Here is a 22,322-nt window from a genome sequence, read left to right on the forward strand (position 1 = left end):
TGCGTCCGTGAGCATCGACGGTCTGCAGGCCCTCGACCGGGCCGGCCTGCGTCGGCTGTCCGCGCGGGTCCGTGGCCTCATCGACGACGAGGGCATCACCTACAACGCCCTCGACACCGTCGACCCGAACGCCGATCCGGCGGAGCCCGGGCCGTGGCGGCTCGACCCGCTGCCGGTGCTCTTCGGTGCCGACGAGTGGGACACCCTCGCGCGGGGCGTCGCGCAGCGCTCGCTGCTCCTGGACGCCGTGCTCAAGGACTTCTACGGCGAACAGCGCACCCTGCGCAGCGGTCTGGTGCCGCCCGAGGTGGTCTTCGCGCACCCCGGCTACATCCGGCGGGCCGTCGGCGTCCCGCCGCCCGGCCCCCGCTCGCTGTTCCTCCACGCCGTCGACGTGGGCGAGCCCGCCGACGGCACGGGGTACGCCGTGGTCACCGACCGCACCCAGGCCCCGTCGGGCGTGGGCTACGTGCTTGCGGACCGCCGGGTGACCTCCCGCGCACTGCCGCGCGAGTTCCGGGAGGAGACGCCCCGGGCGGTCTCGTCGTTCGCAGCCGCGCTGCGGGTGCAGCTCGTCGAGGCGGCGCCGCCCGGCGTCGACGACCCGACGGTCGTGGTGCTCAGCCCGGGTTCCTTCTCGGAGACCGCCTTCGACCAGGCGTACCTCGCGTCGGTGCTCGGCTTCCCGCTCGTCGAGGCCTCCGATCTGACGGTGCGTGACGGGGGAGTCTTCATGCGCTCCCTCGGGCGGATGAAGCGCGTGCACGTGATCCTGCGCCGCGTCGACTCCGAGTTCTCCGACCCGCTCGACCTGCGCACGGACTCGCAGCTCGGCGTCGTCGGGCTGGTGGAGATGATGACGCGCGGTGCGGTCACCGTCGTCAACACCCTCGGTTCCGGGGTGCTCGAGAACCCGGCCCTGCACGCCTATCTCCCGCAACTGTGCCGTGACCTCCTCGACGAGGACCTGCTGCTGCCGTCCACCCCGACCCTGCACGCCGCGACGCCCGCCGGCCGGGCCGCGATCGACGGCCCGCTCGAGGACAAGCTCGTGCTGAACTTCGGCACCGGGGAGCGTTTCGTGGGCACCGCCCTGACCGCCGCGCAGGTGGACGACCTGCGCGGACGGGTCGCCGCGGACCCGTCGGTGTGGTGCGTCAAGAGCCTGGTCCCGTTCACCGCCCGTCCGTCGATCGCCCGCGGCACGGTGACCGAGCGGGGATTCGCCCTGCGCGCCTTCTCCCTCGCGCAGGATTCGGGGTACACGGTGCTCCCGGGCGGGCTCGGCCAGGTCCTGCTCGACGGTGCCGACGGTGCCCTCCTGCACTCGTCCGCCGCCCGGGACGTCTGGGTGCCCACTCCCGACGACGTCCGCGCCCCCGTCCGGGTGGCGACCGCGCCCCGGTCCGGCCGGCCGGGCGCCGCGCCGAGCTGGCCGGTGGCGACGCCCCGCGTCCTCTCCGACCAGTTCTGGATCGGTCGCTACGCGGAACGGGCCGAGGCGACCGTCCGGCTGCTGTCGATGGCGCACGACCGCAGCCGCGAGTTCCGGCATCGGCCGTGGCAGGCCGGTACGGGGGTCCTGCAGCCGCTGCTCGACGCGGTGGTGGCGGCGACCGTGACGGATCAGCTCGGCCCGATCGTCGTCGAGGGCGCCGAGCAGACCGACGTTCTCAGCCGCCTGCGCCGGCTGACGCTCGACCTGGACGTCCCCGGCAGCGTCGCGCATTCCGGGGTGCGGCTGCGGGCCTGCCTGCGTGCCGTGCGGGATCAGATGTCGACCGACACGTGGTTGGTGCTCAGCGGCGCCGAGCGGTCGCTCGGACGGCTCGCCGCCGACGTCGACGATGCGGGGGAGCAGCTGGACCAGACGCTCGGCGAGGTGTTGGTCTCCCTGCTCGCCTTCGCCGGCCTGGGCCGGGAGTCGCTGGTGCAGGACCCGGCATGGCTGATGATGGACGCGGGCCGGCGGATCGAACGCGGCCTGCAGCTGTCCGCGGTGACCCGGGCGATGGTCGTGCCCGAGAACGCCGCCGAGGTCGAGGCCGGGCTGCTCGACGCCTACCTGGTGAGCTGCGAGTCGGCGGTGACCTACCGCCGCCGGCATCGTGCGGTGCTGCGCGCGGGCGCCGCCGTCGAGCTGATGTTCCTCGACGCGACGAACCCGCGCTCGCTGGTCGCGGCGCTGACCGCGCTGGCCGCGGACCTGGCGCAGCTGCCCGACGAGCTGCGCAGCCCCACCTGCGAGCGCACCGTCGGCGAGGCGCTCGCGCGCCTGGGCCGGTTCGATCCGGACGATGCGGAGATCGTCGCCGACGGCCGCCGGACGGAACTCGAGAGCCTGCTCGACGCCGTCGACGAGGGGCTACGGGGGATCTCGGACGTGCTGGAGCGTACGCGGTTCGCGCCGCCCGCCACGGCGCGGCCGATCTGGGTGGGGGTGCAGTCGTGGGCCTGAGCTTCTCCCGCCGGACCGAGGACTCGTCGACCCGGCGCTACCGCGTGGTGCACGAGACCACCTACACCTACGACGCCGAGGTCACCTCCAGCTTCGGCCGGTGCTATCTGTCGCCGCGCGAGCTTCCCGATCAGCGGGTCGAGGAGCACGCGATCACCATCGGCCCCGAGCCCTCGGACCGCTCCGAGGGGGTGGACGCCTTCGGCAACACCGACACCTACTTCCACGTGACCACGCCGCACACCCGGCTGCTCGTGCGCGGGGAGTCACTCGTCGAGGTCGACCCGCTCGACCGGTCGATCACCGACGAGGGCCCCGCGCTGGCCCCGTGGGAGCTCGCCCGCCCGGTCGGGGAGGCGGGGGCGATCGCCGCGCAGTTCCGGCTCGACCAGCGTCCGCCCGAGATCGACGACGCCGTGCGCGCCTACGCCGACACCGTCTTCACGCCCGGGAAGCCGCTGGTGGAGGCCGTCGAGGAGCTGACGACGAGGATCTACACCGACTTCGCCTACAAGTCCGGCGCCACGAACGTCTCGACCCGTGTCGGCACGGTGATGGAGCGCCGGGAGGGCGTGTGCCAGGACTTCGCGCGGGTGGCGATCGCGTGCCTGCGGTCCAAGGGGCTCGCCGCGCGGTACGTCTCCGGCTACCTCGCCACGGAGCCGCCGCCGGGACAGGACCGGGTGGTGGGCGCGGGAGCGACCCATGCGTGGGCCGCGGTCTGGCTCCCGGGCGGCGCCTGGCTGCCCTTCGACCCGACCAACAACAAGTTCGTCGACGAGCGGCATGTCACCGTCGCCTTCGGCCGCGACTACGAGGACGTCCCGCCGTTGCGCGGCGTCATCTACACCGATTCGAAGGGATCGAGGATCGACGTCTCCGTGGACGTCGCGCCGCTCGACTGAACGTCGACGAGCGTCGTGCACCGGCCCCGCACCAGCGGCCCGTTATGGCTGACCAGGACGATCCCGGTGCCAGCATCGCTGAGCTCCTCGAGCACCCGCAGCACCGCCCGCGCCGCGACCGGATCGAGCATCGCCGCCGGCTCGTCGGCGAACACGAACGCGGGCTCCTGCAGCAGTACGCGGGCCACGCAGGCCCGCTGCAGTTGACCGTCGCTGACCTGGGACGGGAACCGGTCCAGCAGATCCGGGTCCAGGGTGGCGCGTCGGGCGGCGGCCTCCACGGCGCCGCGGTCGACGGGCCGTCCCGCGATGCGCAGGGGCTCGGCGATCACCTGCGCCACCGTCCACCGGGGATTGCACACCGTTCGCGGATGCTGCGCGAGCAGCGCCACCGCGCCGGGCCGGGGGCGCGGCGCACCGTCGCCATGGTCGACGGTGCCGGCGTCCGGCGCGAGCAGCCCCGCCAGCACGCGCAGCAGTGTCGTCTTGCCGGCCCCGGAAGGGCCGGTGACCCCGGTCCAGACGCCGGGCTCGACGTCGACGTCCACCCCGTCCAGGACGGTGCGACCGCCGCGGCGCACCACGACGCCGCGGACCCTGATCGGCACTACGGTCATCGGACCTCCTCGAAGAACGCGGCGATGTAGTCGTCGGCGACGGCGGCCGCCCGCACATGCGCGGGCGGGCCCTGCACGAGGACTCGGCCGGCGCGCATCACCGCCAGCGCCTCGCACCCGGCGGCCAGCACCGAGGGCAGATCGTGGGTGATCACCAGGACGGCGGCGCCGTCGTCGGCCAGGTTGCGCAGCAGCCTCAGCACCCCGCGAGCGGTGTCCGGGTCCAGCGCGGACGTCGGCTCGTCGGCCAGCACCACCGACGGTGCGCCCGCGACCGCCGCGGCCAGGGCCGCGCGCTGCGCCATCCCGCCGGACAGCTCGTGCGGGTACAGCGGCAGGGCCTCCGGGGGCAGGCTCGCCGCCGCGCAGAGCTGCGCGGCCGAGCGCGTGCCGTTGAGGGTGCGGATCACCTCCTCGAGCTGCGAGCCCAGCGTCCGTACCGGGGTGAACGAGGTGACCGGTGACTGCGGCACCAGGCCCACCACGTGCCCGCGCACCGCCGACCACGCCGCGTCGTCCTGCCCGAGGGTCCGGCCGGCCACCGTCACCTCGCCCGTGGTGACGGTCCCCGCCGGCAGCAGGCCGCACAGCGCCGAGGCGACCATCGACTTTCCGCACCCGGACTCGCCGACCAGCGCGGTGAGCGTTCCGGCTCGCAGATCGAGGTCCACTGTGTCGAGCACCGTCGCCGCACCGGCCCGCACGGTCAGCGCGCGGGTCCAGGCCGTCATCGCCACACCTGCGGCGTCGGTGCGGCCGTCGCGCGGCGCAGGCTCGCGCCGCAGGCCGCGCAGGCGAGTGCCGTCAGGACCAGGGCGGCGCCCGGCACCGCCAACGTCCACCAGGCCCCGGTGAGGACGTCGCCCCGGGCCTCGCCGAGCTGCGATCCCAGGCTCGCCCGGTCGGGGGACAGGCCCACGCCCAGGAACGAGAGCGTGCTCTCGTGCCAGACGGCGTGCGGCAGCAGCACGACGGCCGCCACCAGTGCCTGGCCGCTCACCGCGGGCAGCATGTGCCGCCGCGCGATGAACAGCCGGCTCGCGCCCGCCAGGCGCGAGGACTCCACCCACCCCGACGAGACCGTCGAGAGCAGCTCGGCCCGCACGACGCGGGCGACGGCCGGCCAGTGCGTGAGCGCGATGGACGCCACGATCGCGACGGGATCCCCGCGCCACAGCGCGGCGATGACCACGCCCACCACCAGGTGGGGCAGCGCGTTCACGCCGTCCACGAGCCGCATGAGCGCCGCGTCGAACCAACCGCCCACCGCGGCGGCGGCCGTGCCCACGAACAGGCCGAGCAGTGTCGACAGGACCGCGCAGACAGCGGCGAGCAGGAGCGAGATCCGCAGGGCCGAGGCCGTGCGCACCGCGATGTCGTAGCCGGAGTGGTCGGTCCCGAGGGCCGTGCCGGAGCCCGGGGGGAGCAGGGCCGCCCCGAAGTCCGCCGTCTGCGGGCCGGCCAGGTACGGCACGGCGAGCGCGGCCACGACGAGCGCCGCCAGCACGGCCCAGGGGGCGGCGCGCCTCATCCGGCCATCTCGATCCGCGGGTCCAGCCAGATCGCGGCGGCGTCGGACGCCGCGGAGCCGATCAGGACGGCGGCCGCCGCGAGCAGCGACAGCGCGGCGAAGAGCGGGAAGTCGAGTGCCATCGCAGCGTCGACGAGCGTGGCGGCCAGGCCGGGCCAGCTGAAGACCACCTCGACGACGGCCGCGCCGGCGATCACTTCCGGCAGGCGCGTGCCGAGCAGCGCCAGCGTCGGTAGCACCGCGACGGGCGCGATGTGCCGGCGGAGCAGGCCGGGGCCGCTGATCCCGCGGCTGCGCGCCCCGCGTACCGCATCGGAATCGGCGGCGTCCACCACGGCGGAGCGCATCGACAGCAGGAGCCACGGCAGCTGCGAGAGCGTCAGCGTGATCAGCGGCAGCACGGCGTGCGTGAGGATCCCGCCCAGCGTGTACGGGTCGCCCGGGCCGCGCGCGCCCGAGGTGGGCAGGGCGCGCAGCGCCACGGCGAAGACGGCGACCAGCACCAGGGAGATGACGAACGGCGGCGTGGCCGCCAGCGCGGTGGCCAGGCCGGAGACGGCGCGGTCGAGCGTACTGCCGCGTCGCATCCCGGCGACCCCGCCGAGCACGAGCGCCAGGGCTGCGGCGAGGACCAGTGCGGCCGCCGACAAACCCAGGGTGAACGGCAGGCCCGACGCGAGCACCTCCGTCACCGGCCGGCGCTGCGTCGCCGACCAGCCGAGGTCGCCCGACGGGAGCCCGCTGATCCAGTGCCACCACGCCGACCACCACGTCGCGTCCAGGCCGTACGCGGCGCGCGCCGCCTCGCGCTGCGCCTGTGTCGCTGACTGGTAATCGGCGCCGAGGTAGGTCGCGAGCGGATCGAAGGGGGAGAGGTCCGCCAGCGCGAACAGCGCGACGGACACGATGCCCAGCAGGGGCACGGCAACGGCGGCGCGGGTCACCAGCAGGCGGCCGATCGCGGGGCCGCGCCGCCTGCGCCGCGCCGGGGTCAGCGTCGCCACGAGGGCAGATTCCACCACGGCCCCCAGCTCACACCGTGCGAGTGGGGCTCGAGGATCGGCGCGGCGAAAGTCCAGCCCGAGGAGCGCACGGCGTAGACGTGATGCAGGTGCGCGAGGTAGACCCCGGAGGGCTGGGCCGCGTAGGTGAGCTGGATCCGGCGGTACGCCTCGTCCTTGGCCGGACCGGGGGCGAGTTCGCGGGCCTGATCGAGCAGACCGTCGAGACCGGGCGCGGTGAAGTTCCCCGGATTGCTGTACGGCGAGGAGGCCGGCACCCGGGTGTGCAGCGCGTCGTAGCCCTGCGAGTCGATGCTGAACGGCGTCTCGCCACCGGCGAGCAGGATCGCGGCGTCACCGGTGCGCTTCTCGATGTCGTCCCAGCTGCTGCCCTGCGGCGTGACGACGATGCCGAGCGCCTTCATGGCGGCCGCGAACGCGACGGCGAGGTCGCGCCGCACCGAGTCGGAGGCGTTGTAGAGCAGCGGGAACGCGGCGCTCTGCCCGTCGCGGGCACGGGTGCCGTCGGGACCGGTGAGCCAGCCCGCCTCGTCCAGGAGCCGGCGGGCCCTGTCCTGGTCGAAGCCGAACTGAGCGGCGGGCTCGTACGCGGCGCCGTACACGGACGAGTAGGGCGTGCTCGCGGGTTCGCCGGCGCCACCCAGGACGCCCGAGACGAGGCCGGCCCGGTCGACGCCGAGGTTCATCGCCCGGCGCGCGACGGGGTCGGCGGCGAACCGGTTCCCGGAGGGCAGCGAGACGCCGCGCCAGTCGGACGACTTGACGGTCACGGTCCGGACTCCGCCTCGCCCGTCGAGCGACGCGGCGAGCTTGGGCGGGAGGGAGGCCCCGTCGATCTCCCCGGCCCGGATGCGTTGCGCCCGGGCGTTGTCGTCGGCGACCAGGGTGTAGACCACCCGGCGCACGGCCGGCGGCTCGCCGCGGTCGGTGCGCGCGACGAGCACCGCCTGGTCGTTCGCGACGGACTCGAGACGGTACGGGCCCGTGCCCACGGGATCGCGGTTGAGCGACCACTGCGCGGCGGGCCGCGCCTCGACCCGCTCGGACGGCACGATGCCCAGGAGCAGGTAGGGAGTCGGATCGGCGTCAGTGGTCAGGCGGACGGTGACGGCGTTCTCGCCGTCGGCCCGCACCTCCTCGACGGGCGCGACGTGCGTGGCGATGTCGGCGGCGACCTCGGGGGCGCGGGCTGCGTCGTAGGTGGCGACCACGTCGGCGGCGTCGAAGCGGCTGCCGTCGGAGAAGGTGACCCCGGAGCGCAGTGGGATCCGCCACGTGCGCGGGGCCACCCGCTGGGGTGCCGCGTCCGCGAGCGCGGGAACCAGGTTCGGGACCGCGGCGTCCGACGGTGCGTCGGGGCGGAACAGCCCGTCGTAGAGCGGGGACACCCCGAGCTCGCCGTAGCCCAGGAGCGGGTTGAACGCGCCCAGCTCCTGCGTTTCGGCCAGGACCAGGCGGTCCCCGTCGGACGCGGGCGCCGAGGAGCAGGCTGACGTCGCGAGGGCGGCTATCGTGAGAAGGCCGAGGACACGGCCGGCTCTGCGCATGCGGAGGACTATATCTGTCCAATCACAAAGATGTCGGATGGAGTGGGGTTCGATGACGGAGGTCGATGTCGAGGACCTGAGCGAGTGGGCGGCGAGGTTCGCCCTGCTCGGTGACGAGACGCGGTTGCGGCTGCTCACCGCCATGCACGCCCGCCCCGGGATGGGTGTCGGGGAGCTCGCAGCCCTCGCCGGGATCGGGGAGAACGCCGCCTCGCAGGCGCTGCGGGTGCTGCGCCACGCGGGGTGGGCCAGCGCCGAACGCGACGGCCGCGTCGTGCGCTACTTCCTGCGCAGCGATGCGATCGTGCACCGGATCCTGCACGACATTCTCGGGGCTCAGCACGCAGCCACCCCGGACGAGCCGCTGAGGTAGGTTGGAGGCGATGGTTGCCGCGCTGGGGTACGAGACGACGAGGGCGGCCCTCACTGCGGTGGAGGGCCTGCTGGGTCGCCGGGTCGGCGCACCCGTTGAACTGGGAGAACCGGAGGATCTGGGTGGTTCCGGCCGCACCCTGGTGATGCGGGTCCGCGTCTTGCACAACAACCCGTTCCTGCCGCGTTCCGTAGTCATCAAGCAGCTCCGCGCGGCCGACCACTCCGACCGCGATCACGCCGAGGCCTTCGCCCGGGAGGGCGCGGCCTACAAGTTCGCGACGGCGCTGCCCGTCGACGCGCGGCCCGGTCCGCAGTTGCTCGCGTCCGACGCCGAGGAGCGCATCCTCGTCCTGCAGGACCTCGGCGAGGGCGAGACGATGGCGGACGTGCTGCGCCGCACGCCCGCACAGGGCGCGGCGACGGTGCTCTCCGCGTGGGCGCAGGCCCTCGGCCGCATGCACGCCGGCACCTACGGCCGCGAGCGGGACCTGTCCGTGCTCGCCCGCCGCGAGCACACCGATTCTCGCAACGACCCGGTCGCCGGAGAGGCCGCCCGGGCCGCCGAGGCGGTGCCGCTCGCCCTCGGCGGGATCGACGAGGCCGCCCGCGCCGTGCTCGACGCCGCGGTCGCCCTGTTCACCGAGGGACCGTTCCGCGCCTTCAGCCCGTCGGACGTTGGCCCGGACAACACCCACGTCGTGGGCGGCGCCGTGCGTTTCCTCGACTACGAGTGGGCGGGCTTCCGCGACGGCGCGCTGGACGTGGCCTACGTCTTGCTGACCTACCCGGACTGCGTCCAGGACGGCCACTCGTCCGACCTCGACGTGGCGATCGTGGAGGCCTGGCGCTCCGAGGTCGTGCGGCTGTGGCCCCGCCTCGCCGACGACGTCGCGCTGCGCCGCCACGTCACCACCGCGAAGCTCGCCTGGCTCACCCTCGCGACCTACTGGGCCCTCGGGCTCGACTCCGCCAGCCGCATCGACGCCGGGCACCTCGACAGCCTCCCGGCCTGGTCGAACACCGATCTCGCCGCCCGCTGGGACCGCCTGGCCGCCGCGGACCCGCGGGTGCACGACTTCGCCCTCGCGGCCGCCGCGCAGGTCCGCGCGCCATGAGCCGTCCCGCGGAGGTCCGCGTCCGGTGACCGGGTCCCTGTTCGGCGACGACGGGGACCTCGGGGCGCCGGCGGAGGCACCGTCGGCCCGGGGACCGGTCGAGTTCGTCCCCACGCACCGCGGCACCCCCCTCGCGGTCCGCCTGCGTCCCGCGAGCCTCGAGGAGGTCCTCGGCCAGGAGCACCTGCTCGGGCCGGGCACGCCGCTGCGCCGCCTCATCGACGGTGCCGGTGCCGCCAGCGTGATCCTGTACGGCCCGCCCGGCACCGGCAAGACGACGATCGCCTCGCTCATCTCGGGCGCCACGGGCCGCCGGTTCGAGGCGCTCTCGGCACTGTCCGCGGGCGTCAAGGACGTGCGCGCCGTCATCGAGCTGGCCCGCCGGCGCCTGCTGGTGGACGAGCAGACGGTGCTCTTCATCGACGAGGTGCACCGGTTCTCCAAGGCCCAGCAGGACGCGCTGCTCGCGGCCGTGGAGAACCGGGTCGTGCTGCTCGTCGCGGCGACCACGGAGAACCCCAGCTTCTCGGTGGTCTCGCCGTTGCTGTCCCGCTCGCTCATCCTGCAGCTGCGCCCGCTGGAGCCCGCGCACATCTCCGAGCTCATCGACCGTGCGCTCGCGGATCCCCGTGGCTACGACGGTGCGCTCACCATCGCCGACGAGGCCCGCGAGCACCTGGTCCGGCTGGCCGGCGGCGACGCCCGGCGCTCGCTCACCGCGCTGGAGGCCGCCGCCGACGTGACGCTGGGGGAGGGCGCGGCCGAGATCACCCTGGAGGCCGTCGAGTCCTCGATCGACACCGCGGCCGTGCGCTACGACCGCGCGGGCGATCAGCACTACGACGTGATCAGCGCGTTCATCAAGTCGATCCGCGGCTCCGATGTGGATGCGGCGCTGCACTACCTGGCCCGGATGATCGCGGCGGGCGAGGACCCGCGGTTCATCGCCCGGCGCCTCGTGGTGCACGCCTCCGAGGACATCGGCATGGCCGACCCGCAGGCTCTGCTCGTCGCCACCGCCGCCGCGCAGGCGGTGCAGCTGATCGGCATGCCGGAGGCCCGGCTGGCCCTGGCGCAGGCCACCATCCACCTCGCCTCGGCGCCCAAGTCCGACGGTGTCGTCGCCGCGATCGGAGCGGCGCTCGGCGACGTCGCCGCGGGTAAGGCGGGGCCCGTGCCCCCGCACCTGCGCGACGGTCACTACGCCGGCGCGGAGAAGCTCGGCAACGCCCAGGGGTACGTCTACCCGCACCACGTGCCGGGCGGCGTCGCCGCGCAGCAGTACCCGCCCGACGACCTGGTCGGCGTCGACTACTACGCCCCCACCGACCACGGCTTCGAGCGCGAGATCGGCCCGCGGGTAACGCGGCTGCGCGGGATCCTGCGTCGCCGGTAAGGTTCATAGGTCGAGATCGAAATCGAACACGAAGGATCGTTGTGCAGACCCATGAGATTCGGAAGCGGTTCACGGACCACTTCGTCAAGGCCGGACACACCCAGGTGCCGAGTGCGTCGCTGGTCCTGAACGACCCGAATCAGCTGTTCGTCATCGCCGGCATGGTGCCCTTCGTGCCGTACTTCCTGGGCCAGCAGACCCCGCCGTACGAGCGCGCCACGTCCATCCAGAAGTGCGTCCGCACACTGGACATCGAAGAGGTCGGCATCACCACCCGGCACAACACCTTCTTCCAGATGGCCGGCAACTTCAGCTTCGGCGACTACTTCAAGCGGGACGCCATCCGCTTCGCGTGGTCCCTGCTGACGAATCCGGTCGAGGAGGGCGGCTTCGGGATGGATCCCGAGCGCCTGTGGTCGACCGTCTACCTCGACGACGACGAGGCCCGCGACCTGTGGCTCGAGGTCGGCCAGGTGCCGGAGCGCATCCAGCGCCGCGGCATGAAGGACAACTACTGGTCGATGGGCATCCCCGGCCCCGCCGGCCCCTGCTCGGAGATCTTCTACGACCGCGGCCCTGAGTACGGCGCCGAGGGCGGCCCCGAGGCCGACGAGGACCGCTACATCGAGATCTGGAACCTCGTCTTCATGCAGAACGAGCGGGGCCAGGGCGGCGGCAAGGAGAACTTCGAGATCCTCGGCGAGCTGCCGAAGAAGAACATCGACACCGGCATGGGCGTCGAGCGCGTCGCCTTCCTGCTGCAGGGCGTCGACAACGTCTACGACACCGACCTGCTGCGTCCCGTGATCGACCGCGCCGAGGGCCTCACCGGCCAGAAGTACAACGCGGGCGATGCCGAGCACGACCGCCTCTTCCGCGTCATCGCCGACCACACCCGCACCGCCGTGATGCTCATCCAGGACGGCGTGAACCCCGGCAACGACGGCCGCGGCTACGTCCTGCGCCGCCTGCTGCGCCGGGTCGTCCGCTCGGCCCGCCTCCTCGGCGCCACCGGCGAGACGATGGGTGCCTTCGTCGACACCGTCATCTCGACGATGTCCCCGTCGTACCCCGAGCTCGCCGACGACGCGCAGCGCATCCGCACCGTCGCCACCGGCGAGGAGCAGGCCTTCCTCAAGACCCTGGAGCAGGGCACGACGCTGTTCGGCAACGCCGTCGACTCCACCAGGTCCGCCGGGCGGACGGTGCTCTCCGGCGACGACGCCTTCACCCTGCACGACACCTACGGCTTCCCGATCGACCTCACGCTGGAGATGGCCTCCGAGGCCGGGCTGACCGTCGACGAGGAGGGCTTCCGGGCCCTGATGACCGAGCAGCGCCAGCGCGCCAAGGACGACGCGAACGCGCGCAAGTCGGCGCTCGCCGACCTGTCGGTCTTCCGCGAGTTCATCGACCGCGGCCCGACGGAGTTCACCGGCTTCGACGAGCTGGTCTCCGACGCGCAGGTCCTGGGGCTGGTCAAGGACGGTGTCCGCGTGCCGGTCGTGCACCAGGGCGACGACGTGGAGATCGTGCTCGACCGCAGCCCGCTCTACGCCGAGGCCGGCGGCCAGCTCGCCGACATCGGCACCATCACCACCGCCGCCGGCGCGCAGATCGTCGTGACCGACGTGCAGCGCGTCGCCAAGACGCTGTGGCGGCACCAGGGCACCGTCGCCTCCGGCGAGGTCGCCGAGGGCGACACCGTCACCGTCGCGGTCGACGCCGCGCACCGGCACGGGAGCACCCAGGGGCACTCCGGCACCCACCTCGTGCACGCCGCGCTGCACCAGGTGCTCGGCCCCAACGCCGTGCAGGCAGGCTCGCTGAACAAGCCCGGCTACCTGCGGTTCGACTTCCGCTGGTCGGGCGGCCTGAGCGACCAGCAGCGCGCCGACATCGAGCGCGTGACCAATGAGGCGGTGCAGGCCGACTACGAGGTGCACACCGACGTCACGGATCTGGAGACCGCCAAGCGGCGCGGCGCCATGGCCCTGTTCGGGGAGAACTACGGTGAGCGGGTGCGCGTCGTCGAGATCGGCGGCCCCTTCTCCATGGAGCTGTGCGGCGGCACGCACGTCGCCAGCTCCGGCCTCGTCGGCCCGGTGACGCTGCTCGGCGAGAGCTCCGTCGGCTCCGGCGTGCGGCGCGTCGAGGCCTACGTGGGCCTCGACTCGCAGAAGTACCTCGCCAAGGAGCACGCGCTCGTCTCCGCGCTGTCGTCCTCGCTGAAGGTGCCCTCGGACGAGGTGCCCGCGCGGGTCGAGTCGCTCGTCACCCGCCTCAAGGACGCGGAGAAGGAGCTCGAGAAGCTGCGCGCGCAGGCGGCGCTCTCGGCGCTCGCCGAGCTGGCGTCGAGCCCCGAGCGCGTCGGCGCGGTCCGGCTCGTGGCGGCGCGGGCGCCGCAGGGCGTGACCGCCGGCGAGCTCCGCGGCCTGGTCACGCAGCTCAAGGGCCGTCTCGGTGCCGAGCCGGCGGTGATCGCCCTGTTCGCGGTCGACGGCGAGAAGGTGCCCTTCGTCGTGGCCGCGAACGACGCGGCCCAGGACCTGGGGGTCAAGGCGGGCGACCTGGTCAAGGCCGCCGCCCCGTCGGTGGGCGGCCGCGGCGGGGGCAAGGCCGACCTCGCGCAGGGCGCGGGCACCGATGCCGAGGGCATCGACGCCGGTCTCGCCGCGATCCGCGCAGAGGTCGTGCGGACGGTCGGCGCCTGACGGTGTCGTCGTGGCAGCGGGGCCGCCGGCTGGCCCTCGACGTGGGTAAGGCCCGCATCGGGGTGGCCGTCTCGGACCCGGACGGAATACTGGCGACACCCGTCGAAACGGTCCGCGCGGCCAAGGACGGTTCGGATCTGCGGCGGATCGCGCAGCTGGTCGTGGACTACGAGCCGGTCGAGATCGTGGTCGGCATGCCGCGCACCCTCCGGGGGGAGCGCGGCTCGTCGGCGCGGATGGCGGAGACCTTCGCCCGACGGCTCGCCGACGTACTCGGTGCCGCGAATGCAACACCGCCGCGGGTATGTTTTTCGGATGAGCGCTTCACCACCGTCACCGCGCAGCGGGCGCTGCGCGAGAACGGGGTGCGGGCGAAGGAGCAGCGAGCGGTGATCGATCAGGCCGCTGCGGTGGCCATCCTCCAGGGGTGGCTCGATGAGCGGCGGCCGGTCCCCGGCCCCGAGGAGGTCGACGAGTGAGCGACGGGTGGAACAACCAGCGCGCCGACCCGGTGTCGATCGAAGGGCAGCAGCAGCGTCGGCCCCCCACCCGCGCCGAGCGCCGGCGGATCGCGCAGCAGCAGGCCCGGATCAAGCGCCGGCGCCGCGTCGCGCTGCTGGCGCTGATCGCGGTCTTCCTGGTGGTCGTCGGCGGCGTGCTGTGGACGGTGCGCGGTTCCCTGTTCGGCGGCCGGGCGCCCGAGGACTTCCCGACCGGCCAGGCCGGCCCGGAGGTGGTCGTGCACGTCATCGGCCAGAACAACTCCGACTTCGCGCAGAGCCTGGTCGACGCCGGCGTCGTGAAGTCGGTAGGCGCGTTCAACCGCGCGGCGGGGGACAAGCCCATCTCGGCCGGCTACTACGAGCTGCGCAAGGGCCTGCCGGCGTCGGAGGCGGTGACCATGCTGGTGGATCCGGCCCGGGCGCACCGCGTCGGCATGCTCAACGTCTCGCCGGGCGCGGTCCTCGACGACAAGCGCAACAAGGACAACAAGGTCTCGCTCGGCATCTTCAGCCAGCTCTCCGCCGCCACCGCGCACACCGACGGCGGGACCAAGAAGCAGACGCCGAAGGCCGATTTCGTCAAGGTCGCCTCGGCCGCGTCCGTCGAGGACCTCGGGGTCCCCGAGTGGGCGGCGGCCACCGTGAACCGGCTCAAGGGCGATCACCGGCGGATCGAGGGCCTGATCGCGCCCGGCACCTGGGACCAGATCGACCCGTCGGCGTCGCCGCAGGCGATCCTCAAGCAGCTGATCAGCGCGTCCGCGAAGCAGTACGAGGCGCAGGGACTGCTGAGCGCCAGCCGCACGTCCGCGGCGAAGCTCGCGCCCTACGAGGTGCTGGTCTCCGCGTCGATCGTCGAGCGCGAGGTCAACCAGCCCGACGACTACCCCAAGGTCGCGCGGGTGATCCTCAATCGTCTCGCCAAGAACCAGAAGCTGGAGATGGACTCCACGGTCAACTACGGCGAGGCCGTGACCGGCATCGACGTCGCGGGCGAGAAGCTGCTCAAGAAGACCGAGTGGAACACCTACGCCAAGACGGGCCTGCCGGCCACGCCGATCGGCGCCGTGGGCAGTGCCGCGCTGGTCGCCACCGAGAACCCCGCGCCGGGGCCGTGGCTGTACTTCGTCACCGTCGACAACAAGGGGACCACGCTGTTCACCGACGACTTCGCGCAGCACGAGCGCAACCGCCAGAAGGCGTGCGACACGAAGTTCCTCACGGTCGGGTGCGGGTCGTGACCCGGCGCGCCGCCGTCCTCGGCAAGCCGATCACCCACTCGCTCTCGCCGGTGCTGCACCGGGCGGCCTTCGCGGCGCTCGGCCTGGACTGGACCTACGAGCGGATCGAGTGCGACGCCGAGGCCCTGCCCGGCCTCGTCGGCGGGCTCGGCCCCGAGTGGGTGGGCCTGTCGGTGACGATGCCCGGCAAGTTCGCCGCGCTCGACTTCGCCGACGAGCGCACCGACCGCGCCGTCACGATCGGCTCCGCCAACACCCTGGTCCGCACGGACGCGGGCTGGCTCGCCGACTGCACGGATGTCGACGGTGCCGACGGCCTCCTCGTCGAGTGCGGGGCCACCGGCGAATCCGCGGTCGTGGTCGGTGCCGGCGGCACGGCGCGCCCGGTGTTCGCCGCGCTGGCCGGCCGGGGCTTTCGCCGCACGACGGTGCTCGCCCGCTCGGAGGAGCGCGCGCAGGGGGCGCTCGCGTGCGCCGAGACCTTCGGGCTCACCGCCGCGTGGGCCCCACTCACGCCGGAGTCCGTGCCGCAGGCCGACGTCGTCGTCTCCACGCTGCCCGGTTCGACCCAGTCCGACGACGCCCCGCTCATCGACGCGCTGTCGTCGGCTGCGCCGGCAGTGGCGGACGTCGCCTACGACCCGTGGCCCACGCAGCTCGTGGCCGCCGCGACGGCCCGGGGCGCGCGGACCGCGGGCGGACTGACGATGCTGCTCGCCCAGGCCTTCCGGCAGGCCGAGTGGTTCACCGGCCGCCCCGCGCCGCGCGAGGCGATGACTGCGGCGCTGGCCGCCGCGAGGAAGGCATGATGACCGATTTCCGCTACCGGTTCCGGCCGCGCTACTACGAGATCGACCGCCAGGGCGTCCTGTTCAACATGTGGTACCTCGGCTACATCGACACCGCGATCGGCGACTTCTTCGTCGACCGAGGGCTGTCGTACGAGGTGCAGCTCGCCGCCGGCTACGACTGGCAGGTCGTGCACGTCGAACTCGACTACGCCGCGGGCCTGACCGACGAGGGCGATTCGGAGCTCGTCATGCGGCCGGGCCGGATCGGGACCAAGAGCTTCACCATCGACTTCGTCTTCGTGACCGACCTCGACGCCGATCAGCCGACCGAGGCCGTCGCCGGGCGGATCGTGTACGCGGTGATCGCCACGGACGGCTCGGGTTCCATCCCGATTCCCGATGCGCTGCGCGAGGCCCTGCAACCCTGACACACTGGCCCCGTGGAGTGGGGGCTCTTCGGGGGTGTCTTCACGGTGTGGTGCGCCGCACTGTGCTGGTTCGACGTGCGGGAACGGCGTCTGCCGAACGTCCTGACACTGCCCGCCGCGTGCGCCGCGGTGCTCGGCTCGCTCTGGGCCGGGCTCGACGGTGCCTCCGCCCCGCTCCTCGGGGCCGCGCTCTGGACGGCGGTCAACGGCGCGGCCTTCCTCGCCCGCGGCATGGGCGCGGGCGATGTGAAGCTGGCACCCGCGTTGGGCGCTGCCGTCGGCTGGTCCGGCGGCGTCCCTGCGGTACTGCTCGCGATTCTCGCCGCGCAGGTCCTCACCGTGACATGGGCGCTGGCCGCCCGCGATCGGGCGGTGCCGCACGGCCCGCCGATGGTCGCGGCTGCGACCCTCGCCGCTCTCGTCGCCTGAGGATTCCCTTGGATCCACGCTGAGCGCAAGGGGTCACAGACGAAACCGCGCGGCCTACTGTCGAATCCGTGACCGCGCCTACCTCTCGCCCTGTCCTCGGGATCGCCCTGGAGCCCTTCGGCTGGCATCCCGCAGCGTTCGCGGAGGTCGGCGCGGACCCACTGGAGGCCACCTCCGCGGAGCACTGGGTTGGGCTGGCCCGCTCCGCGGAGGCGGCCGCCGCCGACTTCGTCACGTTCGCGGACTCCTTCTCGCTGACCGCCCGGGACCGCCTCTCCGGCCGCTTCGACGCGACGCTGCTCGCGGCCCGGGTGGCACCGTCGGTCCCGCGGATCGGCCTGGTCCCCACCGTGACCGCCACCCACACCGAGCCCTTCCACGCCTCGAAGGCGATCGCGACGCTCGACTACGTGAGCGGTGGGCGGGCCGGCGTTCTCCCGGCCACCACCGGCGCCGCCGCCGACGCCGCGCTCTTCGGGCGCAAGGGGGCCCAGGACGCGTCCGCGCAGGCGCTGGAGGCCCGCGAGTACATCGAGGTGCTGCGCGACCTCTGGGACAGCTGGGAGGACGACGCGGTCGTCAAGGACGTCGCGAGCGGGCGGTACATCGACCGGGACCGGCTGCACTACATCGACTTCCAGGGCGAGAACTTCTCGGTGAAGGGCCCGTCGATCACCCCGCGCCCGCCGCAGGGCCGGCCACCGGTCGTGGTCCGGGTCACCGACGCCGCATCGGAGTCCGTCGCCGCGGACGCCGATGTCGCGATCGTTCCCGCGGCTTCCGACGAGCAGCTGGCCGCGACCGCGCGCCGGCTCCGGGCCGCGGGCGTCCCGGTGCTGATCGTCGATGTGACGGTGCACCTGGCGGACTCCGAGCGGACTGCGCTGCGCCGGATCGAGAAGCTGGACCGCCGCGAACCCGCCGCCGACGACACCCGGGTCTTCGCCGGGACGGGGGAGGGCCTCGCCCGGACCGTCGCCGGGTGGCGGTCCCTCGGCTTCGACGGTGCCCGGCTGCGCCCCGGCGTCAACGCCGTCGACTTACCGCGGCTCCGTTCGGCGTTCGTCCCGCTGCTCCCAGGTGCGCCGCGGTCGGGATCCCTGCGCGAGATCCTGGCGCTCGGGCCCGCGGCCAACCGCTTCGCCGCCGTGCGGGGCGCCTGATGACCGGGCTGAACGTCCTCGATCTCGCGCCCATCCCAGCCGGGTCGACCCCGGCGGACGCCCTGCGGAACACGCTGGACCTGGCGCGCCGCGCCGAGGACTGGGGGTACGGCCGGTACTGGGTGGCCGAGCACCACTTCGCGCATGTCGCGAGCGCCGCTCCCGCCGTCCTCATCGGTGAGATCCTGGCCCGCACCAGCAGGATCCGCGTCGGCTCGGCGGCGGTACTGATCGGCTTCACCACCGCACCGGCCGTCGCGGACGCCTTCGGGGTGCTCGCGGCGCTGCATCCGGGCCGCGTCGACCTGGGGCTCGGCCGCACCGGACAGCGCCTGCGCACGCCGCCGGCCGGCGCGCCGGCGCCGAATCCTGCGATCGTCGCCGGATACGAGCAGCTCTACCACCCGGGAGCCGAGCCCCCGAGCTACACGCAGCAGGTCGACGACGTGCTCGCCCTGGTCGGCGGCACCTACACCGCCGGCGGACATCCGCTGCGCTCGCCCGTCGCCGAGGCGGCTCGCGACGTGCCGGTGTGGATCTTCGGCAGCAGTGCGGGGGAGAGTGCGCAGCTCGCCGGCGCTCGCGGGCTGCCCTTCGTGGCCAACTACCACGTGAGCCCCGCGACCACCGTCGAGGCGGCTCGGGCGTACCGGGACGCCTTCCGCCCGTCCGAGCGGCTCGCAGCGCCGCACGTCGTGGTGAGCGCCGACGTCGTGGTCGCTGAGACCGATTCCCGGGCACGGGATCTGGCGGCGGGCTTCCCCGCCTGGGTGCACTCGATCCGCACCGGCACCGGCGCGATCGCCTACCCGAGGGACAGCGCCGGCCTGACCGACGACCAGCGCGCGGCGGTGGCCGACCGCACCGACACGCAGTTCGTCGGGGACTCCGGTCGCGTCGCCGACGGCCTGCGTGCGCTCGCCGAGCGCACCGGGGCCGACGAACTCGTCATCACCTCGATCACGCACGACCACGCGGCTCGCCTGCGCAGCCATGAACTCCTGGCGAAGGAATGGGGGCTTCTGTGACCACCCGACCCGACGGCGTCCCGGTACGGGAAGGGACGCACCGCAAGCCGATCCATCTCGCCGCACACTTCCCCGGGGTCAATCACAACACGGTGTGGTCCGACCCGGCGGCGCGCAGCCAGGTCGAGTTCGACTCCTTCGTGTACCTCGCCCGCGCCGCCGAGCGCGCGAAGTTCGACTTCTTCTTCCTCGCCGAGGGACTGCGGCTACGCGAACACCTCGGCCGCATCCACGATCTCGACGTCGTCGGCCGGCCGGACACCTTCACGGTGCTCGCGGCGCTCGCCGCGGTGACCGACCGGATCGGTCTCGCCGGCACGATCAACACCACCTTCAACGAGCCCTTCGACGTGGCCCGGCAGTTCGCCACGCTCGATCACCTCAGTGCCGGACGCGCCGCCTGGAACATGGTCACCAGCTCGGACGCCTTCACCGGCGAGAACTTCCGGCGTGGCGGCTTCCTCGCGCACGCGGACCGGTACCGGCGGGCGGACGAGTTCGTCACCGTCGCCCGGAAGGTCTGGGACGGCTGGGGCGGCGAGATCGTCCATCACGGAACGCAGTTCGATGTGCGAGGCGGCGGGCCGCTGCCGCCCTCGCCGCAGGGGCACCCGGTTCTGTTGCAGGCGGGCGACTCCGGCGAGGGGCGGGACTTCGCGGCGGCGCAGGCGGATGCGATCTTCACCCGCCACGGCTCCCTGGAGAGCGGCCGTGCGTTCTACGCCGACGTCAAACGGCGAGCCGCCGACCGCGGCCGCGATCCCGGCCTGCTCAAGGTCTTCCCCGGGGCGGCCGCGGTCATCGGTGACACCGCGGAGGAGGCGCAGGAGAAGGCCCGCGACATCCGCAGCAGCCAGGTCGGGCCGCAGACCGCGCTCAACTTCCTCGAGCAGGTGTGGGGCCGGGAGTTGCAATCCTTCGATCCTGATGGTCCACTGCCCGACGTGGAGCCGGTCTACGACGCCCCGGCGGTGCGGGGGCGCGTGCTGCACGCGGACCCGCGGGAGATCGTGGCGGCCTATCGCGCTCGCGCGGAGGCCGGCGGGCTGTCGATCCGTGAGCTCGTGATCGAGCTCAACACCCGGCCGCAGTTCGTCGGCACGGCGCAACAGGTGGCCGACGAGATCGACACCTTCGTCCAGGCCGATGCCGCCGACGGCTTCATCCTCGTTCCCCACCTCACGCCGACCGGTCTCGACGACTTCTTCGACGGGGTCGTGCCGTTGCTCCAGGAGCGAGGAGCGTTCCGCGGCGAGTACGCGGGCACCACCCTCCGGGATCATCTCGGGCTTCCGGTTCCGCAGCAGGACGGGGCCGCCCGGCGCGTCGGTTAGCGCATCTTCACCCGTTCCCCGCGCGCGTTCGCCGCGGACGGGCTACGGTGCCGCCATGAGCCGAGCGATGCGCCCCGATATGTCCGGTATCGATCCCCTCGCGGTGAACCTCACTCATCGCGTCTGCGTCGGAGACCTTCCGACCCGCGGCGCCCGATCCTTCGGCGATCGGATCGCCATCGTCGACGGGGAGCACACCGTCAGCTACCGCGAACTGGAGAGCCGCTCCAATGCGCTCGCGCGCGGGCTGCAGGCGCGCGGTTTCGGGCGGGGCGACGCGATCGCGCTGCAGATGCAGAACCGCTGGGAGTTCGCGGTCTCCCTGTTCGCGTGCGCGAAGCTCGGCGTGGTCGCGATGCCACTCAATCTGATGCTCGCGCCGGGGGATGTCGCTTATCAGCTCGGTGACAGCGGTGTCCGCGCCGTCATCACCGAGGACGTCTTCGTCCCCGCGCTGACCGCCGCCCTGGGCGCCGCGGAACACGCGGTGGAGGCCGTGTACGTCGTCTCCAACGGTGCGGGCGAGGTACCGGCCGAGGTCGGAGGCGTACCGTCGACCGCGTTCCCGGCGGTCCTGGATCCCGACGATTCGGTGGTCGAGACGATCGTCGAGGACCGCGACGTGCTGCACTGCCTGTACACCTCCGGTACCACCGCGCGCCCGAAGGGCGTGGTCACCAGTCATGTGGCGGTGCACATCTCGGCGCTGTCCTCCGCGCTGGGCCTCGGCCTGCGCCCGGACACCGTGCCCGTGGTGCAGCCGATCGCACTGCCGCTCTTCCACGTCACCGCGCTCGACGCGCTGATGATGCCGACTCTCATCACCGGCGGTACCGCGGTGCTGCTGCGGGGATTCGACCCCGAGAAGCTGGCGCGGGCCTTCGTCGACCACCGGGTCACCCACATCACCCTGCTGCCGATGATGTGGGCCGCCCTGCTCGCCCGGCCCGAACTCAACGACGAGAACACCTCGTTCCTCGTCGCGGGGATGTACGCCATGGCGCCGATGCCGGCCGAACTCCTCGCGGCGCTGCGCGCCCGGTTCGCCTCCGCCGCGATCATTCTCGGCTCCGGCCAGACCGAGACGACGCCGGCTTCGGAGCTCCAGTGGGCCGGGCACCAGGGTGTCAAGGACGATTCGTGGGGTCCCGCCACCGTCTCCACCGACGTCGCGATCATGGGCCCCGACGGTGCCCTCCTCCCGCCCGGCGAGGTCGGCGAGATCGTCTACCGCTCGCCGCAACTCATGGAGGGCTACTGGAACAACGCCGCCGCCAACACGGAGGCCTTCGCGCACGGCTGGTTCCACGGCGGCGACATCGGTTATCTCGACGACGAGGGCGTGGTCTACTTCACCGACCGCGCCAAGGACATCATCAAGTCGGGCGGCGAGAACGTCTCCTCGGTGGAGGTCGAACGCGTCCTCCTGGGCCACGACACCGTGGCCGAGGTCGCCGTGGTCGGCACCCCGCACGAGCGCTGGGGTGAGGCCGTGACGGCCTTCGTGGTCACGTCACCGTCGAGCGAGGCCGACGGTGACGCCCTCCTCGAGTACGCCCGCGCGAACCTCGCGGGTTTCAAAGCACCCAAGGAGATCGTCTTCGTCGAAGCCCTTCCCAAGACCGCGACCGGCAAGATCCAGAAGAATCTCGTCCGCACCCTCCGTGAGACCCGGACCTAGCCTTGACCTGCTGTATTACACGCAATACAATTGTGTGGTAGGAG

General features: G+C 73.1%; 20 protein-coding genes. 15 read left to right on the top strand and 5 right to left on the bottom strand.

The window, feature by feature from the left end; genetic code table 11:
• Positions 1 to 7 precede the first annotated feature (7 nt).
• Both AC21LY_RS06280 and AC21LY_RS06285 read left to right on the top strand, forming a co-directional pair.
• Positions 8 to 2,458, top strand: a complete 2,451-nt coding sequence (locus AC21LY_RS06280) for a circularly permuted type 2 ATP-grasp protein (RefSeq protein WP_489045491.1) — start codon at positions 8 to 10, stop codon at positions 2,456 to 2,458.
• Positions 2,449 to 3,363, top strand: coding sequence for a transglutaminase family protein (locus tag AC21LY_RS06285; protein WP_489045492.1), 915 nt, complete (start codon positions 2,449 to 2,451; stop codon positions 3,361 to 3,363). Before AC21LY_RS06280 ends, AC21LY_RS06285 begins: the two co-directional genes overlap by 10 nt.
• Here the strand turns inward: AC21LY_RS06285 and AC21LY_RS06290 are convergent.
• From AC21LY_RS06290 to AC21LY_RS06310, 5 genes are read right to left on the bottom strand one after another with little or no spacing between them, the layout of a single operon-like run.
• The gene (locus AC21LY_RS06290) at positions 3,303 to 3,980 is read right to left on the bottom strand and encodes an ABC transporter ATP-binding protein (RefSeq protein WP_489045493.1); all 678 of its coding nucleotides are present in this window, start codon (positions 3,978 to 3,980) and stop codon (positions 3,303 to 3,305) included. The two genes, AC21LY_RS06285 and AC21LY_RS06290, sit on opposite strands and share 61 nt — an antisense overlap.
• Entirely contained in the window at positions 3,977 to 4,711 is a 735-nt protein-coding gene (locus AC21LY_RS06295) for an ATP-binding cassette domain-containing protein (protein WP_489045494.1), read from the bottom strand. The genes AC21LY_RS06290 and AC21LY_RS06295 overlap by 4 nt, the downstream gene beginning before the upstream one ends.
• Positions 4,708 to 5,511 carry an ABC transporter permease gene (locus tag AC21LY_RS06300; protein WP_489045495.1) on the bottom strand — a complete coding sequence of 268 codons (804 nt, stop codon included), beginning with the start codon at positions 5,509 to 5,511 and terminating at the stop codon, positions 4,708 to 4,710. The genes AC21LY_RS06295 and AC21LY_RS06300 overlap by 4 nt, the downstream gene beginning before the upstream one ends.
• A complete protein-coding gene (locus AC21LY_RS06305; protein WP_489045496.1) occupies positions 5,508 to 6,515 on the bottom strand; it encodes an ABC transporter permease in 1,008 nt (335 codons plus the stop codon). The genes AC21LY_RS06300 and AC21LY_RS06305 overlap by 4 nt, the downstream gene beginning before the upstream one ends.
• Positions 6,503 to 8,080 (bottom strand): ABC transporter substrate-binding protein, encoded by a 1,578-nt coding sequence (locus AC21LY_RS06310; RefSeq protein ID WP_489045497.1) that lies wholly within the window; start codon positions 8,078 to 8,080, stop codon positions 6,503 to 6,505. The genes AC21LY_RS06305 and AC21LY_RS06310 overlap by 13 nt, the downstream gene beginning before the upstream one ends.
• Positions 8,081 to 8,132: 52 nt before the next feature.
• Between AC21LY_RS06310 and AC21LY_RS06315 the strand changes: the two genes are divergently transcribed.
• From AC21LY_RS06315 to AC21LY_RS06375, 13 genes are all read left to right on the top strand, one after another.
• On the top strand, positions 8,133 to 8,453 hold the full coding sequence (locus tag AC21LY_RS06315; RefSeq protein WP_489045498.1) for an ArsR/SmtB family transcription factor: 321 nt from the start codon (positions 8,133 to 8,135) through the stop codon (positions 8,451 to 8,453).
• A gap of 10 nt (positions 8,454 to 8,463) precedes the next feature.
• Complete coding sequence (locus AC21LY_RS06320) at positions 8,464 to 9,570, top strand: hypothetical protein (protein WP_489045499.1); 1,107 nt, start codon at positions 8,464 to 8,466, stop codon at positions 9,568 to 9,570.
• Between the two features lie 25 nt (positions 9,571 to 9,595).
• Positions 9,596 to 10,966: a replication-associated recombination protein A gene (locus AC21LY_RS06325; protein WP_489045500.1), complete on the top strand. Its 1,371-nt coding sequence runs from the start codon at positions 9,596 to 9,598 to the stop codon at positions 10,964 to 10,966.
• A 41-nt stretch (positions 10,967 to 11,007) separates the two neighbouring features.
• Complete coding sequence (gene alaS / locus AC21LY_RS06330; protein WP_489045501.1) at positions 11,008 to 13,680, top strand: alanine--tRNA ligase; 2,673 nt, start codon at positions 11,008 to 11,010, stop codon at positions 13,678 to 13,680.
• Positions 13,677 to 14,159 (top strand): Holliday junction resolvase RuvX, encoded by a 483-nt coding sequence (gene ruvX, locus AC21LY_RS06335; protein ID WP_489045974.1) that lies wholly within the window; start codon positions 13,677 to 13,679, stop codon positions 14,157 to 14,159. Before alaS ends, ruvX begins: the two co-directional genes overlap by 4 nt.
• Positions 14,156 to 15,424: an endolytic transglycosylase MltG gene (locus AC21LY_RS06340; protein ID WP_489045502.1), complete on the top strand. Its 1,269-nt coding sequence runs from the start codon at positions 14,156 to 14,158 to the stop codon at positions 15,422 to 15,424. Before ruvX ends, AC21LY_RS06340 begins: the two co-directional genes overlap by 4 nt.
• Positions 15,412 to 16,233 carry a shikimate dehydrogenase gene (locus tag AC21LY_RS06345; RefSeq protein ID WP_489045503.1) on the top strand — a complete coding sequence of 274 codons (822 nt, stop codon included), beginning with the start codon at positions 15,412 to 15,414 and terminating at the stop codon, positions 16,231 to 16,233. Before AC21LY_RS06340 ends, AC21LY_RS06345 begins: the two co-directional genes overlap by 13 nt.
• Positions 16,233 to 16,643, top strand: coding sequence for an acyl-CoA thioesterase (locus AC21LY_RS06350; RefSeq protein WP_489045504.1), 411 nt, complete (start codon positions 16,233 to 16,235; stop codon positions 16,641 to 16,643). Before AC21LY_RS06345 ends, AC21LY_RS06350 begins: the two co-directional genes overlap by 1 nt.
• Before the next feature lie 12 nt (positions 16,644 to 16,655).
• Positions 16,656 to 17,072 carry a prepilin peptidase gene (locus tag AC21LY_RS06355; protein ID WP_489045505.1) on the top strand — a complete coding sequence of 139 codons (417 nt, stop codon included), beginning with the start codon at positions 16,656 to 16,658 and terminating at the stop codon, positions 17,070 to 17,072.
• A gap of 68 nt (positions 17,073 to 17,140) precedes the next feature.
• Entirely contained in the window at positions 17,141 to 18,235 is a 1,095-nt protein-coding gene (locus tag AC21LY_RS06360; RefSeq protein WP_489045506.1) for an LLM class flavin-dependent oxidoreductase, read from the top strand.
• Positions 18,235 to 19,263 (top strand): MsnO8 family LLM class oxidoreductase, encoded by a 1,029-nt coding sequence (locus AC21LY_RS06365; protein ID WP_489045507.1) that lies wholly within the window; start codon positions 18,235 to 18,237, stop codon positions 19,261 to 19,263. The genes AC21LY_RS06360 and AC21LY_RS06365 overlap by 1 nt, the downstream gene beginning before the upstream one ends.
• Positions 19,248 to 20,597 (top strand): LLM class flavin-dependent oxidoreductase, encoded by a 1,350-nt coding sequence (locus tag AC21LY_RS06370; protein WP_489045508.1) that lies wholly within the window; start codon positions 19,248 to 19,250, stop codon positions 20,595 to 20,597. The genes AC21LY_RS06365 and AC21LY_RS06370 overlap by 16 nt, the downstream gene beginning before the upstream one ends.
• A 55-nt stretch (positions 20,598 to 20,652) precedes the next feature.
• Positions 20,653 to 22,278, top strand: coding sequence for a class I adenylate-forming enzyme family protein (locus tag AC21LY_RS06375; protein WP_489045509.1), 1,626 nt, complete (start codon positions 20,653 to 20,655; stop codon positions 22,276 to 22,278).
• The last annotated feature ends 44 nt before the right edge of the window (positions 22,279 to 22,322 follow it).

Source organism: Tsukamurella sp. II2bb, assembly GCF_057815145.1.

Bases quoted from the DNA above. Each gene is read 5' to 3' on its own strand.
- AC21LY_RS06295 (WP_489045494.1), bottom strand. From the start codon at position 4,711: ATGACGGCCTGGACCCGCGCGCTGACCGTGCGGGCCGGTGCGGCGACG.
- AC21LY_RS06365 (WP_489045507.1), top strand. From the start codon at position 18,235: ATGACCGGGCTGAACGTCCTCGATCTCGCGCCCATCCCAGCCGGGTCG.
- AC21LY_RS06375 (WP_489045509.1), top strand. From the start codon at position 20,653: ATGAGCCGAGCGATGCGCCCCGATATGTCCGGTATCGATCCCCTCGCG.
- AC21LY_RS06315 (WP_489045498.1), top strand. From the start codon at position 8,133: ATGACGGAGGTCGATGTCGAGGACCTGAGCGAGTGGGCGGCGAGGTTC.
- AC21LY_RS06370 (WP_489045508.1), top strand. From the start codon at position 19,248: ATGGGGGCTTCTGTGACCACCCGACCCGACGGCGTCCCGGTACGGGAA.
- AC21LY_RS06320 (WP_489045499.1), top strand. From the start codon at position 8,464: ATGGTTGCCGCGCTGGGGTACGAGACGACGAGGGCGGCCCTCACTGCG.
- AC21LY_RS06300 (WP_489045495.1), bottom strand. From the start codon at position 5,511: ATGAGGCGCGCCGCCCCCTGGGCCGTGCTGGCGGCGCTCGTCGTGGCC.
- AC21LY_RS06290 (WP_489045493.1), bottom strand. From the start codon at position 3,980: ATGACCGTAGTGCCGATCAGGGTCCGCGGCGTCGTGGTGCGCCGCGGC.
- AC21LY_RS06350 (WP_489045504.1), top strand. From the start codon at position 16,233: ATGACCGATTTCCGCTACCGGTTCCGGCCGCGCTACTACGAGATCGAC.
- AC21LY_RS06310 (WP_489045497.1), bottom strand. From the start codon at position 8,080: ATGCGCAGAGCCGGCCGTGTCCTCGGCCTTCTCACGATAGCCGCCCTC.